The sequence below is a fragment of the Petrotoga sp. SL27 genome, assembly GCF_002924605.1.
GTDB classification, from domain to species: Bacteria; Thermotogota; Thermotogae; order Petrotogales; family Petrotogaceae; genus Petrotoga; species Petrotoga sibirica.
Map to the genome: position 1 here is coordinate 24,902 of NZ_JAIP01000003.1, position 15,730 is coordinate 40,631.

Below are 15,730 nucleotides of genomic sequence, written 5' to 3' on the forward strand. Positions count from 1 at the left end.
GCTACATTAAAAAAGTTATTTGAAAACCAGCAATAAAAGAATCTCCTAACCCAATTGTATATTTTGGCATTTCAATATATTTTGTTGGAACTATAACCACTTCCTTACAATAATTGCTTTTAGAAACTTTGCTTTCTGCAATGGTTCCTTTGTTGCTAGTCGGCAATTTTAAAACTTCGAGAATTTTTTCTTTATTTCCATATTCGCCAAACATTGCTTTTGAAGTAGCTAATAAATTGCCATAAATAAGCCCTCTTTCAATATTAATATCGAATAAATCACCAATGTACATAGAATAATCTTTGGAATGAACAATAATCCCTTTTTGAATGTTAAATCTGTCTTTAATAAATTTAGCTCCTTGAATTATATAAATAATATCTTGTGTATCACTAAAAAATCTAAAACTTTCAAGAATATATTTTATTTCTTCATCATTTAAACTAAAAATATCAATATTTGGCAGAATCGTTTCTAAACACATTTTTTTAATTTGAAAATTATGGTAATGAGCATCTTCAAAAATAACTATTCCTGAAGGGTTTCTAATTTTATATTTTTTTATATGTTTTACAACAAAATCTAAACGATCTATTAATAACTTCTCATCAACAATTGTATTAAAACCAGATATTAAATTACTCCCTATTTTATTAGCATTTTGTTCGATATATTCAAAGAAAGGTTTATTAAACGGGAGAAAGTTATTAATAGTTGTTCTCGTAAGAATTAACCTATTCGAATTAGGTATTAGGATTTTCTCACTTCCTATTTTAATAGTTTCTCCTTTTTTAAATTGAAAAATATAATGTATTTCAGGGTTTCCATATGAGTCTAACTCATTTGTATGTACTAATCTCCCTTTTTCATTAACCACATATATATATGGAGAAAACAGCAGATCACAAACTTCTTTTGAATTATCCGTTAAATGAACAATTGAAGAAAAATTCACAGCGGCCAAAGCTTTTGCAGCTTGTGCAGCTGTACCTCCTATTCCGTATTTCCAATGAAAAAGACCCCTCAAAATTTCTAAATCTATATTTCCAATATCTACTTCGCCACCTATTCCATTTATGCAAAAAAAAGCTAGAGTTTTTAATAAATCATCCAAAGTATCGATTCTATCAGCTCTTACAATATCTACATAACTTAACCTAGGCAAAAATTTACTTAGAAGTTTATTAAGAACGTCAGAATGAAAATCACAAAGTAGATCTAAATTGCTTGAATAACTCAAAGCAGAAATTTTTTTTTGAACCGAGCTTGTTGTGTCAGTTGAACAAAAGCTTTTATAGGCTAACAGGTATTTATCGTTTAACTCCACACTTTTTGCCCCCTCGTATAATATGTATGGATATGAAACTCAAAAAATGGTACTAAAAATTTGTTTTTTGCTCTTTTTCATTATTTCTTTTGTAAAGAGATGCCCTAATGCTAAAATAGTATCAGGATGATTAGCGAGGGAAGATTCCCTTCCTCCCTGCAAGACCTTTTGGCCGTTGCTTAAAAAGCTTGTTTCCTGACTTAGCAGTCAATTTGCTAACCGATTACTGCATCACCTTTGATTAGGCCATCAGCAAGGCTATTTTTCATTGGTGGATGCTCATAGAGCGCGAGGTTGCCTTTGGCTGCTAAGATTAGGGCATCTCTTTGCTTTCATCCTTTATCTTCATTCGAAAGGTGGTGAAAGGTAGTTCTCAGTTTTTGGCTTTACAAAGACTTACACGCCATAGGTTCCATTTAGTTCATACACTCGCTTCTGAAAAGAATTGGATGCTTTCCAACATTTATCTGAAATTCAGTGAATTGGCTGTGAAAAATAGGGATAAGCCCTTTTCCAATATATACGGTGCTACGTCTTGTGCTGCTTTGACTGAGTTCTACTCTTTGGATGAGATAGTTTACAAACCCATTGGTGATTTAACTAAGTTCGTTATTGAAAAAAGTAAAAACAGGTTCAAAGATCCCGTGAAGGTTGCAACTCTTCTTAAACAAGCAGCCAATAATTCGTACAGATTAGACAAAATGGCTTATGAACCTTTGAATATCGCTATCTCTTCCTCCTTAAACGTAATAAAAGCCTTGGAAAAAGAAATAGAAACCGTTGATAAGGCTATTGAAAAAACGGTAAAAGGGCTTAATCCCATAGAATATAAATCACTCATCTCTGTCATTAAAGTTTCAGCCAGTAAGGGGAGATAATAAATTATTAACAAAAATTAACTCTGAAATAATTCCCAAGAGTGCTTATACCTAGAAATTTCTTCTACAAATCAGGCGAACTTTCTTTTCTTGCATCCTTAAAATTTATATTTTCTCTGTATCCCCATTCGTCAACCGTTATGATTATGTAAAAAACTTCTTCTCTATATCTACGTTTATGATGTTGCGCGTGTTTCCTAGATTATTTGCTCTTATCCATATAGCAAATCCTTCACAAATAGGTTATTCCATACTATTTTAGACCTTTTGTTTACGCAATTCCGAATAATAATCTTTAATAAAATTTTGCTTTACCTGCAGCTTGGAAAAGTTCAATTTTTTGAATTGCGACTTTTTTCATGTAATCAATACAAGGAGGTTGAATAACGTTTGGCTCTCTAAGATTTTGATCTTTAAGGATTTCACGCATTTTTTCAAAATAAGCTTTTTTAATATCGCTAGAAATGTTGATTTTATTGATTCCTAGCCTTACGGCTTCACTAATTTCACTATCTGGATTATTAGAACCTCCGTGAAGAACAAGAGGAATAGGTAAATTTTCCTTAATTTTTTTTAGTATTTCTAATTTTAGTTTAGGTTTCACGCCTTTAGGATAAAGACCATGAGAAGTTCCAATTGCAATTGCTAAGGCATCGATACCAGTTTTTTTTACAAAATAAACTGCATCATCTGGATTAGTATAAATTATTTCATTAATTTTTGTTTCTGATTCTGTATCAGTAGAGCCAATTGTACCTAGTTCTCCTTCTACAGAAATATTTACATAGTGTGCAATTTCAACCACTTTTTTGGTAAGATCAATATTCTCCTCAATTGGCAAATTAGATCCATCAATCATAACAGAAGTAAAACCACTTTGAATGGCAGTTACAATTTCTTTTAAAGAGGAACCATGGTCTAAATGAATACTAGCTGGTATTCTACTTTTATTAATCTTTTGAATTATTGATGTGATCATTTCTACACGTATATGAGCCAATTCATTGGGATGAATTGCTATAATAACCGGCGATTGTTTTTCTTCTACTGCTTCAAATATCCCATTAAACATTGAATAATCACTAATATTAAAAGCTGGAACTGCAAAATACTTCTTATTTGCAACCTCTAACAATTCTTTTAAATTCATTAACAAATAATAACACTCCTTCCTTTATTTTGGATTTTAATTTTTATTTAAATTATTAGCTCTTTACGGCTCCTGCAGTCATTCCACTGATAAAATATTTTTGAAAAATAAGAAATAAGATAACAACGGGTAAGGATCCAAGAACACTCATAGTCAACATTTCACTCCAGTTATAAGCATGCTGTCCCATTAATAAACTAATTCCAACTGGAACAGTTCGCATCTCTCTAGTTTTCGTTAATGTTAAGGCAAATAGATATTCGTTCCATGCACGTAAAAAAGTATACATTCCAACTGATATCAATCCTGGAACTGCTGAAGGGATTAGCACCTTCCACAAAGCATTAAGTCGAGTCCCTCCATCTATTCTTACTGCCTCGTCTAGTTCTTTGGGTAAAGTATTCATATATCCAGTCATTATTAGTATTGCATAGGGTAGTGTGAATAGTAAATAGGTTAAAATTAAAGCACCATAAGTGTTGTATAGTCTTAATGTAACTATTAAACTAAGATAGGGAATCAGCAAAGTAATAGGCGGAATTGCCTGCATACTAATAATCATAACATTAATAATTTTTTTTCCGGGGAAGTCAAATCTGCTAAAAGCATATGAAGCTAAGATACTGATAAATAAGGTTAAAAGTACCACAACACCGCAAATAAAATAACTGTTTAAAAAATAGCGTAATTTTTCAGGGCTTGTAAAAATTGAAAAATAGCTTTCCAAAGAAAAGTTCTCTGAAATCCAAATAGGAGGCCAAGCAAAAATCTCATTATTAGGTTTAAATGAATTTAGCACCATCCAAAAAACTGGAAAAGCTGGCCATAAACTTCCTACAGCAAGTAAAATAATGGTCAGGATTTTAATTCGTTGAGTTTTTTTCTTCTTATTCATTTTAAGCCTTCCCCTTTCTGCTGTTTGGCATAAAATATTGCTAAAACAATGCAAATCAATAAAACAATCACAGAAGTAGTTGCCGCTTTCGAATACTGAAAGCTACTAAAAGCTTGCTTATAAATATAAGTACTTAATGTTTCGCTTGCGTGAAGAGGTCCCCCACCAGTTGTCATCCAAATTAACGTGAATTGTTGTATAGTCCAAACCAAATCTAATGTTATTAAACTTAGCAAAATTGGTTTTAATTGAGGAATTGTAATATAAAAGAATTGGTTCATTGCATTTGCTCCGTCTATAGAGGAAGCCTCATATAACTCTTGTGGAATTCCTTGGAGCCCTGCTAGGAGACTAATCATATAAAAAGGATAACCAGACCAAATATTAATAATGGTAACTGAAACTAAGGCTAAATCTATTGAGCCTAACCAGTTAATGGATGTGTCAATAAAATTAAAAGTTTGTAATAAATAATTAACTATACCATTAGGATTTAGCAATAATCTCCATAGAATTGCAATAATCGCTTCAGTAAAAAGCCATGGTAAGATGAAAATAACTCTAAAAAGAGCTTTCGTTTTTTTTCCTATATATTTACTATTTAAAAGTAAAGCAAACATGATTCCCAGAATTAGATGAGCCAATACACTAATTCCAACAAAAAAAGTAGTATTTTTTAGAGCTGTGAAAAAGATTGGATCAGTCAAAACATCATAATAATTAGCTATGCCTACAAAAGTTGGATTTTTATTAATTATTACATTGTCAAAAAACGAAAAGAGTATCACCATAGTAATTGGAACTGCTATTAATACAATCATAACAATTAATGCAGGTGATAAATAAAAATAGGGGACCATTTTTTTTTTTTAGATTTGGAGGTAATTTCATTAAATCAGCATCCCTTCTTTCTTATTTTTTTAGGAAAGAGAGTGCACCAGATTCTCGTGGACACTCTCTTAATTTACACTGGGTATTAAAAAATTTAATCTTAGAAAATTTTCAGCCATTCTTTTTGAATCGTCTCCAGCATAGTTTCGGCTGAATCAATTTCTTCTTCCAAATACAATACGAAATTCTCCAAAAAGCTCCTCATTAAGTCTTCGGATCTGGGGAGGCCTGTAAATTCATTAATGGCATAACTTTCTTGATAAATTTCATATGCATCTAAAAATAGCTTATCTTGGTCAGAATAGTCTGGCTCCGAAGCAGTATTCCCAGGGAAAGCATTTGCATAAACTGCCAGTTTGGCATTTACTTCTGGGCTCATTAAATATTCAATAAAACGCCAGGCTTCTTCTTTGTGCTTTGAATTAGAGGCAATACCAATTCCCCAATTTGCTACACATATTCCACTCTTTCCAGTATATCCGTCCATCTTGGGTATACTAGTTATTGCAACATCCATATTGGGGGCACCTTCTTTTATCAGCGTAAGATGAGCTAAAGAGGAAATCATAAATGCTAATCTGCCATTTACAAACTCTTCTACCATATCTGGTTCCCTCATTATATAAGCCCCAGGTGTAACTAGTCTCTCATCAAACAGCCATTTTATAAGTTCAGTAGTTTGTATTAACTTTTCATTACCAATTAGTTGAGGTTTTCCATTTTCCAACATATTTCCACCCGAAGCCCACAACCAACTCATAAATTGATTCTGAATCCCATTTGGTAAAGCGCTGGACAAAGGAAGTGCGTAAGCATAAATATTACTTGTAGGATCTGTAACTTTTTGAGCTAAACTTTTAAACTCGCTCCAGGTAGTAGGAAATTCTACGATACCCGCATTTTTTAATATATCTTTGTTAACATACATGGGATAGGCAAAATTTACAACCGCAATCATGTAGGTATTCCCTTCTACTTGGACTTGTAAAGACAACTGACTATCATCATAACCCGAAGAGACCATCAATTCACTCAGATTTGCAATTGCTCCCTGTTTAGCAAAATCATATACCCAAGAGCCGTCAAGACCTACAACATCTGGCATCATACCAGTAGCAGCCCCCGCAGCTATCTGTACTTTAGTGTCTGCATATGGGTTACTCAGCAATTCAATATTGATGCCTGTTTTTGCGGTAAACTCATCACAAATTTCACGCAATACTCCTTCAGGAAGTTCTGGTTCCCACCACTGTTGAAATTCCAAAGTTATTTCCTCACTTAAACTAATTACTGAAATCCCAAAAATTACAATGGACATCAACAATAATACTAGAAACCTTCTTTTACCCAACATAAATTTCACTCCTCTTTTTTTTAAAATTTGGTAATGATTTTAACCCTAACCTCGTTACTTAATTGTCACCTCCTTGTACTTATTTCATGCATATTTTTCCCTCACTCTTTGGAAGAGAAACTCTTTTTATATCTAAAGCTTCTATTTACTTTATTCCTGTCAATTGTAAAATACACATCTACCTAAATTTAGTCTAAAATATTCTATTTTGGATTAACAATAGTAAGTTTATTCAAGCATCCAATATTAGAAAAAAGTAAGCTATTTTTATTCTTTGTAAATTAGTTTTTAAAAACAAAATATACTTTGTCTATTAATTAAAAAGTTTTTTAATCTTATCAACATTTTTTCTAGTGTTGCTAAAATTAGATTTTTGAAATTTCTAAAGAAAATAATTGTGGGAATAAGTTCAAATTCTGTTCAGAATAATTATATGGGAGTTAACTTTTTTTGTCAACCATTAATTTATTCAATCAACTAATATTAGGAGCAATTACGAGCAATTATTTGCGATTAGGAAGCTTTTTCTTAGTTTTTCTTGAATTTTGTTAAAAATTGTTTTGTAAGATTTCATTAGATTTTCTTGTTTAATCGACTTAGATTGTTTTTAATCGACATTAATCAGCTCTATTTAAAAGTGAGAAATTTTTTTCACGGTGTTATAATTTTGTTAGCAGATATGAAGTTTTTGCTTAATAGAAAGCGAGGTCTTATATTTGAAAAAGGTCTATATAGATGGAGAACATCTGAGTTTGGAAGATGTGATTAATGTCGCTAGACATTATTATGAGGTGACTATCGAAAACTCCGTTCTTGACAATATTGAGAACTCCAGAAAAGTTGTAGAAAAGTTTGCAGAAAAGGAAAAAGTCGTGTATGGTGTGACCACTGGATTTGGAGAACTCTGTAATGTTTTCATTTCTAACGATAAAACGGAAAAATTACAAAGGAATCTGATTAGGAGTCATGCATGCGGAATTGGGGATCCTTTAGATATCGAAACTGTTAGGGCAATTATGTTGCTCCGTGCGAACTCTTTAGTCAAAGGTTTTTCTGGAATAAGGTTATCCACCATACAAACTTTGATCGATATGATCAACAAGAAGGTTCACCCGATAATACCAGAAAAAGGATCTTTAGGAGCAAGTGGTGATCTAGCTCCATTAGCTCATATGGTGTTACCGATGATAGGAGAAGGAGAAGCTTATTACGACAACAAGATGTTAAGTGGAAAAGAAGCAATGAAGATGGCAGGAATAGATCCGATAAATCTTGTTGCAAAAGAAGGTCTCGCTTTGATAAATGGAACACAAGTTATGACAGCCATAGGTGCATTATCAATATACGATAGCATAGAACTTTTAAAGACAGCAGATATCATTTCATCATTGACTTTTGAGGCGTTGAACGGTGTTATCGAGGCTTTTGATGAGAGGGTACACAATTTAAGACCTCATAAGGGGCAGATTGGTTGCGCTAATAATTTGAGGAGAATACTTGAAGGTAGTAAAATGGTGTCTCATCAAGGGGTATTGCGTGTTCAAGATTCTTATTCATTGAGATGTATCCCTCAGGTTCATGGTGCCTCACGTGATGCAATAAATTATGTACAAGATGTCATTGAAAAAGAGATGAATGCTGTAACTGATAATCCTTTGATATTTTCAAAAGAAGAAGAAGCAATTTCTGCGGGGAATTTTCACGGCCAACCAATCGCCTTGAGTATGGACTTTTTGGCAATTGCCTTATCTGAAATTGCAAATATTTCAGAAAGACGAATAGAAAGGCTTGTTAACCCTAAATTGAGTGGGTTAGCTCCTTTTTTGATAGAAGAAAGTGGCTTGAATTCTGGTTTTATGCTGGTTCAATATTCAGCCGCCTCGTTGGTTTCAGAAAATAAAGTCTTAGCTCATCCTGCAAGTGTTGACTCAATTCCTTCTTCTGCAAACCAAGAAGATCACGTTTCTATGGGTACAATCTCAGCGAGAAAGACGAAAAATATTCTAAACAACGTCCAAAAAGTATTAGCTATGGAAATGCTTTGCGCTTGCCAAGCCATAGACCTACGAGGAAATAAAGGTTTAGGAAAAGGTTCAAAGATAGTTTATGATATAGTTAGAGATAAAGTACCGAAGATTAACGAAGACAGAGCGATGTATAAAATGATAGATAAATGTGAAGACATATTAAAATCTGGCATAATCGTTAAAGAAGTGGAAAAAGTAATTGGTAAATTATTTTAAAGAAAGGAGAAATTATCATGGTAAACAATATCGATATTTCTAACGCAATGACCATTAAGTTGGATGATGACCTTCCGAGTATGCCCAAATTCGTAGAAGGCATAAGAAGGGCACCTAAAAGACCTTTGAACTTATCAAAAAGAGAAGTAGAACTAGCCCTTGCAAACGCCTTAAGATATGTACCGGAAAATTTACATGAAAAATTGGCTCCAGAATTTTTACAAGAGTTGCTTACTCGAGGTAGAATTTATGGATACAGGTATAGACCTGAGGGAAACATTAAGGCAAAACCTATAGATATGTACAAGGGTAAGTGTATTGAAGGAAAGGCATTTCAAGTTATGATCGACAACAATTTGGATTTTGATGTCGCTTTGTATCCTTATGAACTGGTAACCTATGGTGAAACCGGTCAAGTTTGTCAAAATTGGATGCAGTACAGGCTGATTAAAAAATACTTAGAAGAATTAACAAGAGAACAAACCTTAGTTGTGGCTTCAGGACATCCCCTTGACTTGTTCAGATCAACCCCAAATAGTCCACGGGTGATAATAACAAACGCGTTGATGGTTGGGATGTTTGATGATCAAGAACATTGGATCAAGGCACAAGCCATGGGTGTTGCCAACTACGGACAAATGACTGCAGGAGGTTGGATGTACATAGGACCTCAGGGTATCGTTCATGGTACTTACAATACCTTGTTGAACGCTGGAAGGTTGAAATTAGGAATACCACAAGATAGTGATCTAAGAGGACGCTTGTTTGTTAGTTCAGGTTTAGGCGGAATGAGTGGTGCTCAAGCTAAAGCGATAGAAATCGCAAGAGGCGTTGGAATAATTGCAGAAGTGGATTATTCGAGAATTCAAACAAGGCTCAACCAAGGTTGGTTAAAAACCTGCAGTAAAGATTTGGACAAAGTTTTTGAAATGGCCTTCGATCATCTAAATAGAAAAGAACCCATTTCTATCGGTTATTATGGTAATATTGTAGATCTGTTGGAATACATTGTAAAGAAAGGTATAAAGGTAGATTTGCTATCAGATCAGACATCTTGTCACGCTGCTTACGAGGGAGGTTACTGCCCTCAAGGCTTGACTAATGAAGAGAAGAATCAGCTCTTAGAAACAAATAAAGATAAATTTATTGAATTAGTCAACAATTCATTAAGAAGACATTTCGAACTTATAAAAACAATGGTTGAAAGGGGGACCTACTTTTTTGACTATGGGAATAGTTTCATGAAGGCGGTTTTTGATGCAGGCGTGAAAGAAATAGCAAAAAATGGGTTGGATGAAAGCGAAGGATTCATATTTCCATCGTATGTGGAAGACATAATGGGACCATTAATATTTGACTATGGTTATGGACCTTTCAGGTGGGTATGTTTAAGTGGAAAAAGGGAAGATCTATTGAAAACGGACAAAGCAGCGATGGAATGCATAGATCCCAATAGGAGGGGCCAGGATAGAGACAACTACATATGGATTAGGGATGCAGACAAAAACAATCTTGTGGTAGGTACTCAAGCAAGAATCCTTTATCAGGATGCTATGGGCAGAATGAAGATAGCGCTTAAATTCAATGAAATGGTTAGAAAAGGAGAAGTAGGTCCTATTATGCTTGGAAGGGATCATCACGATGCAGGCGGAGCTGACTCTCCTTTTAGAGAAACGGCGAATATAAAAGATGGAAGTAATATAATGGCAGATATGGCAACCCATGATTTCGCAGGAAATGTAGCAAGGGGAATGAGTTTGGTGACACTCCACAACGGAGGTGGAGTTGGAATCGGTAAGGCAATTAACGGTGGTTTTGGCTTGGTTCTAGATGGAAGTGTAAGAGTGGATGAAATAATAAAGAATGCAATTCCATGGGATGTTATGGTTGGGGTTGCCAGACGATCTTGGGCTAGGAATGAAGCTTCTATAAAAACATCAATAGAATACAACAAAGAAAACAAAAATACAGATCATATAACTTTGCCCTACATTGCTGACAAAGATATGATAAAAGATTTGGTTGATAAATACTATGAGGGTTAGGAGGTAGATACTTTGAATAAAATTCTAGAGTGTGTTCCCAATTTTAGTGAAGGAAGAGATAAAGAAAAGTTAGAACGTATTGTAGATGAAGTAAGAAAACAAGAAGGAATAAAATTGCTGGATTACTCTATGGATAAAGACCACAACAGAAGCGTAGTTACTTTTGTAGGAGAACCCGATCAGGTAATAGAAACAGCTTTTAACGCATGCAAAAAAGCAGCCGAGTTGATAGATTTAAGAACTCATAAAGGCGAACATCCTAGAATGGGCGCTACAGACGTTATCCCGCTCATTCCAATTAAAAACATATCAATGCAAGAGTGTGTAGAGTACTCTAAAAAATTGGCAAAAAGAATAGGAGAAGAGTTGAATATCCCCGTGATATTGTATGAAAAATCAGCCAGCCGACCCGAAAGAGAAGATTTAGCCGTTATAAGAAAAGGTGAGTTTGAAGGAATGTTTGAAAAATTAAAACAAGAAGAGTTCAAACCAGATTTTGGCCCAGATAAACCACATGAAAGTGCAGGAGTTACCGCTGTGGGAGCCAGAATGCCTTTGATAGCTTTCAACGTAAACCTAAATACAAACAACTTAGACATTGCAAAAAAGATAGCCAAAGCTGTGAGAGGTAAAAGTGGCGGATTTAAATACTGTAAAGCACTAGGTTTTGAATTAAAAGAAAGGAATATCGTCCAAGTTTCGATGAATATGGTTGATTACACAAAAACACCTTTGTACAGAGTATTTCAATTGATAGAAAACGAAGCGAACAGGTATGGAGTGAACGTCATTGGAAGTGAAATAGTTGGGTTGGTGCCAATGAATGCCCTTGTTGATACAGCTGATTATTTTCTGAAATTAGAAGATTTCAGTTATGACCGTGTTTTGGAGAATAGGATTTATGGAGACTAATATGAGCGAAAAAGCTACTTTGGTGATAAAAAACATTTCAAATTTAATAACCATGAAAGGTCCTAATAGACCAAGAAAGAAAGAAGAAATGTCAGAAATTGGCTTGATTAAAAATGGCATCATTGCTGCTTCAAAAGATAAGATTATCTATGTTGGAAGTGGTGACTTGCCAAAAGACATAGAAATATCTCAAGATGCAAAAATTATAAACGCCCAAGGAAAGACTGTAACGCCTGGTTTGATAGATCCTCACACTCATTTGGTTCATGGAGGCTCAAGGGAATACGAATTATTTAAGAAATTAAAAGGTGAAAGTTATTTAGATATTTTAAGTTCTGGAGGAGGAATATACGACACCGTAGAATCAACAAAAAAAACGTCTTTTGAAGAATTACTTAAAAAGGCAGAAAAAAGTTTAAATAGAATGTTGTCTTATGGAGTAACAACCGTTGAAGCAAAAAGCGGATACGGACTCGATGACTTTGACACTGAGTTGAAACAGCTTGAAGTCATAAGAGAACTCAATAGAATCCATCCGGTAGATTTGGTCCCAACCTTTTTGGGAGCCCATGCCGTACCTAAAAAGTACGAAGGCAACGTCGATAAATTCGTAGATATACTTATAAGAGAAATGATCCCGTATGTGGCAGAAAAAGATTTAGCTAAATTTTGTGATATATTCTGTGAAAAAGGAGTTTTCTTAGTTGATCAATCCAGGAAAATACTCTCTGCTGCAAAAGAACACGGCCTATTTCTCAAAATTCATGCAGATGAAATAGAACCTTTAGGAGGTGCCGAATTAGCTGCTGAGTTAGGTTGTATTTCAGCTGATCATTTGGTTGGTGCAAGTGATGAAGGTTTGAAAAAAATGGCCAAGAGCAATGTTATAGCCACGCTACTTCCTACGACAACCTTCTTTTTGCAAAGTGAGAAGTATGCAAACGCTAGAAAGATGATTGATCTTGGTATACCAATCGCATTATCGACAGATTATAACCCAGGAAGTTCGCCTACAGAAAATTTACAATTGGTTATGACGTTTGGGGCACTAAAATTACATATGAATCCAAAGGAAATAATTACATCGGTCACTATTAATGCCGCTTGCGCGTTGAAATTAGAGGATAAAATCGGAAGTTTAGAAGTAGGTAAAAAAGCTGATATAACAATTTTCGATGTCCCAAATATAGAATACCTAATATATCACTTCGGAGTAAACCACACTCAAACTGTTATAAAAAATGGAGAAGTGTATGATATAGCCGCGGTCTCTTGACAAAGCCTATAACGTAGTGTATAATAATTTTGATATCTTGACATAAGTAACTTTTTCCGCCGGGGTGGTGGAATTGGTAGACACGTATGGTTGAGGGCCATATGAGTATTTACACTCGTGCGGGTTCAAGTCCCGCCCCCGGCACCAAGATAAAGGATCGTGCTTTACGATCCTTTTGTTTTTTAAATTTATTTTATTATATTTTCTGATTGATACTCTTACTTTCGATCTGCTTCTCCTGGGGGGTAAAAGTATAGAAAAGAAACCTGAAGTTAACTTTCCCTTTTTTATTGAATTATTCATTGCCTTTTCTTTGTTATTAGTACTTTCCTACTTGAATAAAGCCGCTGTGTTAATAGGCTATTTTTTGTTTCTTTTTCTTTTAAAACTCTTTGAAAAAGATAAATTAAAAGTCTTTTTAATCGGTGTTTTGTTGTTTCCTGCCTTGTTATACATTCCCATCAATCTCAATTCAGAAGTGGGTATTTTGGGAAAAATTATAGACAAAAGAGGAAATTATTATACGGTATTTTCAAAAAAAATCTATTATGAAAATCAATGGCAGAATTATAGGAATTATTATAAATTTTACTACCGTGAATTCAGCACGGTTCCCATCACCACGGGCAAAAACGTTTACATATATGGAACAATTGAAAACGATTTTCTTAGAGCTGAATATATGGCTCCTGCTAACAACAACTCGATTATGAAGGTAAAAGATCTTGCAACCAATAGATTGTCTGAAAACATAGAAAATAATGAGGCACTTGATATATTGACGAGCTCTTTTATGGGTAATATACGGGATAAAGAGGTATTTCAAAAAACAGGGACTTTGCATCTATTTGCCGTTTCAGGTATGCACGTTTACATAATTTACTCAATGATCAGCTTCTTTCTAAACTTTTTTATCTTGAAAAGAAACCTAAGACTCATTTTATACTCTACTATCATCACTTTTTATTTGATTTTTACCGGATTCACCCCAAGTTCTGTACGGGCTGTATTGCTTTTAATCACCTTGAACTTATTCAGACTTTTCGATGTCCCTGTTAGCTCCTTCAACATTTTAGGATTAATAGGATATCTCAACCTTTTGTTCATTCCTAATAATCTTATGAACGTTAGTTTTCAAATGAGTTATGCAGCGACTTTTATGATTTTATTTACAATGAACTATGTAGAAAATCAATATTTTAGATCTTTATCTGTCCCCATAGCGGCATATGTTGGTATATTTCCTATAGCTCTGATACACTTTGGAGAAATTTCTTTGACTGGACTTTTCATAACGCCTATTCTAACACCTGCTATTTCATTATTAATCTTATGTAGTATTTTATCAATATTGTTGCCTTTCAATTTTGTTCATTTTTTTTCAACTTTTTTTGCTTTGTCACTAAAAAATTTCGTAAATCTTTTTACCTTTTGGGAACCAATTGAATTTAGTTCTTTATTTATTCCCTTATTTTTATGGAGCTTGATCTTTTTGCTATATGTATGGCTTCTTCAAAGTAAACAAAAAAGGCCCCAATTTAATAGAGGCCCTTAATTTTGAATTATACTTGTTTACATTGGAGGGTCTTCATCTAAAAGATCTTCGATCTCTGATTGATCAGAAAATTCAATTTTTACAATCCATCCTTTATTTTCGGCGTCTTCGTTTATTATTTCTGGCTTGTCTTCAAGATCTTTGTTAACTTCAACGATTTTCCCACTTAAAGGTACATATATATCTTCTGCTGACTTTACAGATTCTATGGTGCACAGGACTTCACCTTTTTTTACTTCTTTTCCAACTTCTGGTAATTCAACGTAGGTAACATCACCCAATTCTTCAGCAGCCTTTGAAGAAATTCCGACAGTTGCTATGTTCCCTTCTATTGTTACACATTCATGGGTAAGTGCGTATTTCTTCATAATACTTGACTCCTCCTTTTAATTTGTAATTTTTTGTTGTCTTTAGAAATTAAAAAAGTTGCTATAGCGCCTTTCCCCCGCATCCCACCCAGGTTATTAGTTAACTAATAACCTGCTTTTTTTACAGCTCTGATTACTCCAACGGTTATTAATACCGCTATAATAATCTCTGGGATACCGTTTGTTAGGCCTATACCTAACATTACCCCACCTACCGCTTCCCTTGCTACTCCCATAGCGGTAGCTATCCTGTCAGCAAATAAGAGATACATCATACTTAAAACACCTACGGTGTTAGTCAAAGTTCCTAAAGCAGCACCTACACCAACAGATACGCTATTTCTCCACTTTGAAACTTTTTCTTTATTACTCGAGAAAAGTTCAAATACTAACCTGTATGAATAATATGAAACTAAACCAATCAGTATTCTTGGTAATACAGAAACTAACGGATTAATAAAAGCAAAAGACAGTATGTTTGGTCTTAAAAGTGCTTGAATTATGCTAGACACCCCAAATATCAATCCTATGATCATTCCTGCCACAGGTCCCTCCAATATTGCCCCAATTATAACTGGAATATGCATAGTTGTGGCATTTGCTGGGGGAATGGGAATAAACCCCAATGGAGTAAATCCTAGAACAAAAGAAATACCAGATAACAACGATATAGTCACCAAGCGCTTGGTTCTTACTTTCATGTTTTTCCTCCTCGTATAATATGTATGGATATGAAACTCAAAAAATGGTACTAAAAATTTGTTTTTTGCTCTTTTTTATTATTTCTTTTGTAAAGAGATGCCCTAATGCTAAAATAGTATCAGGATGATTAGCGA

13 protein-coding genes and 1 tRNA gene are annotated in these 15,730 nt (G+C 34.1%); 7 read left to right on the forward strand and 7 right to left on the reverse strand.

What is annotated here, in order from left to right:
- Position 1 precedes the first annotated feature (1 nt).
- Positions 2–1,327: an ADP-dependent glucokinase/phosphofructokinase gene (locus AD60_RS01325; RefSeq protein ID WP_158248349.1), complete on the reverse strand. Its 1,326-nt coding sequence runs from the start codon at positions 1,325–1,327 to the stop codon at positions 2–4.
- 380 nt (positions 1,328–1,707) lie between these two features.
- Between AD60_RS01325 and AD60_RS01330 the strand changes: the two genes are divergently transcribed.
- Positions 1,708–2,205, forward strand: coding sequence for a hypothetical protein (locus tag AD60_RS01330; RefSeq protein ID WP_103927204.1), 498 nt, complete (start codon positions 1,708–1,710; stop codon positions 2,203–2,205).
- 295 nt (positions 2,206–2,500) lie between these two features.
- On the opposite strand, the gene AD60_RS01335 is transcribed toward AD60_RS01330, so the two are convergent.
- The 4 genes from AD60_RS01335 to AD60_RS01350 all read right to left on the reverse strand — a co-directional run bounded on the left by AD60_RS01335 (position 2,501) and on the right by AD60_RS01350 (position 6,495).
- On the reverse strand, positions 2,501–3,361 hold the full coding sequence (locus AD60_RS01335; RefSeq protein ID WP_103876126.1) for a ketose-bisphosphate aldolase: 861 nt from the start codon (positions 3,359–3,361) through the stop codon (positions 2,501–2,503).
- 49 nt (positions 3,362–3,410) lie between these two features.
- A complete protein-coding gene (locus tag AD60_RS01340; protein WP_103876127.1) occupies positions 3,411–4,250 on the reverse strand; it encodes a carbohydrate ABC transporter permease in 840 nt (279 codons plus the stop codon).
- A complete protein-coding gene (locus AD60_RS01345; protein WP_199177804.1) occupies positions 4,247–5,041 on the reverse strand; it encodes a carbohydrate ABC transporter permease in 795 nt (264 codons plus the stop codon). Before AD60_RS01345 ends, AD60_RS01340 begins: the two co-directional genes overlap by 4 nt.
- 200 nt (positions 5,042–5,241) lie before the next feature.
- Positions 5,242–6,495 (reverse strand): sugar ABC transporter substrate-binding protein, encoded by a 1,254-nt coding sequence (locus tag AD60_RS01350; RefSeq protein ID WP_103876129.1) that lies wholly within the window; start codon positions 6,493–6,495, stop codon positions 5,242–5,244.
- 716 nt (positions 6,496–7,211) lie between these two features.
- On the opposite strand from AD60_RS01350, the gene hutH reads away from it, so the two are divergent.
- The 6 genes from hutH to AD60_RS01380 all read left to right on the forward strand — a co-directional run bounded on the left by hutH (position 7,212) and on the right by AD60_RS01380 (position 14,526).
- Entirely contained in the window at positions 7,212–8,738 is a 1,527-nt protein-coding gene (gene hutH, locus AD60_RS01355) for a histidine ammonia-lyase (RefSeq protein ID WP_103876130.1), read from the forward strand.
- A gap of 17 nt (positions 8,739–8,755) precedes the next feature.
- Entirely contained in the window at positions 8,756–10,783 is a 2,028-nt protein-coding gene (locus AD60_RS01360; protein WP_103927205.1) for a urocanate hydratase, read from the forward strand.
- A gap of 12 nt (positions 10,784–10,795) precedes the next feature.
- A complete protein-coding gene (ftcD, locus tag AD60_RS01365) occupies positions 10,796–11,695 on the forward strand; it encodes a glutamate formimidoyltransferase (protein WP_103876132.1) in 900 nt (299 codons plus the stop codon).
- Positions 11,685–12,971: an imidazolonepropionase gene (gene hutI / locus AD60_RS01370; protein WP_103876133.1), complete on the forward strand. Its 1,287-nt coding sequence runs from the start codon at positions 11,685–11,687 to the stop codon at positions 12,969–12,971. The genes ftcD and hutI overlap by 11 nt, the downstream gene beginning before the upstream one ends.
- A 58-nt stretch (positions 12,972–13,029) precedes the next feature.
- Positions 13,030–13,118: transfer RNA gene (locus tag AD60_RS01375), tRNA-Leu, on the forward strand.
- Positions 13,119–13,338: 220 nt separating this feature from the next.
- Entirely contained in the window at positions 13,339–14,526 is a 1,188-nt protein-coding gene (locus tag AD60_RS01380) for a ComEC/Rec2 family competence protein (RefSeq protein ID WP_103876134.1), read from the forward strand.
- A 17-nt stretch (positions 14,527–14,543) separates the two neighbouring features.
- Here AD60_RS01380 and gcvH read toward each other — a convergent pair whose 3' ends face one another.
- Together gcvH and AD60_RS01390 are read right to left on the reverse strand one after the other, a co-directional pair.
- Complete coding sequence (gene gcvH / locus AD60_RS01385) at positions 14,544–14,894, reverse strand: glycine cleavage system protein GcvH (RefSeq protein ID WP_103876135.1); 351 nt, start codon at positions 14,892–14,894, stop codon at positions 14,544–14,546.
- Positions 14,895–14,998: 104 nt separating this feature from the next.
- Positions 14,999–15,595 (reverse strand): ECF transporter S component, encoded by a 597-nt coding sequence (locus tag AD60_RS01390; RefSeq protein WP_103876136.1) that lies wholly within the window; start codon positions 15,593–15,595, stop codon positions 14,999–15,001.
- Positions 15,596–15,730 lie beyond the last annotated feature (135 nt).

Bases quoted from the DNA above. Each gene is read 5' to 3' on its own strand.
- AD60_RS01360 (WP_103927205.1), top strand. From the start codon at position 8,756: ATGGTAAACAATATCGATATTTCTAACGCAATGACCATTAAGTTGGAT.
- hutI (WP_103876133.1), top strand. From the start codon at position 11,685: ATGGAGACTAATATGAGCGAAAAAGCTACTTTGGTGATAAAAAACATT.
- AD60_RS01340 (WP_103876127.1), bottom strand. From the start codon at position 4,250: ATGAATAAGAAGAAAAAAACTCAACGAATTAAAATCCTGACCATTATT.
- AD60_RS01345 (WP_199177804.1), bottom strand. From the start codon at position 5,041: ATGGTGATACTCTTTTCGTTTTTTGACAATGTAATAATTAATAAAAAT.
- AD60_RS01350 (WP_103876129.1), bottom strand. From the start codon at position 6,495: ATGTTGGGTAAAAGAAGGTTTCTAGTATTATTGTTGATGTCCATTGTA.
- AD60_RS01390 (WP_103876136.1), bottom strand. From the start codon at position 15,595: ATGAAAGTAAGAACCAAGCGCTTGGTGACTATATCGTTGTTATCTGGT.
- gcvH (WP_103876135.1), bottom strand. From the start codon at position 14,894: ATGAAGAAATACGCACTTACCCATGAATGTGTAACAATAGAAGGGAAC.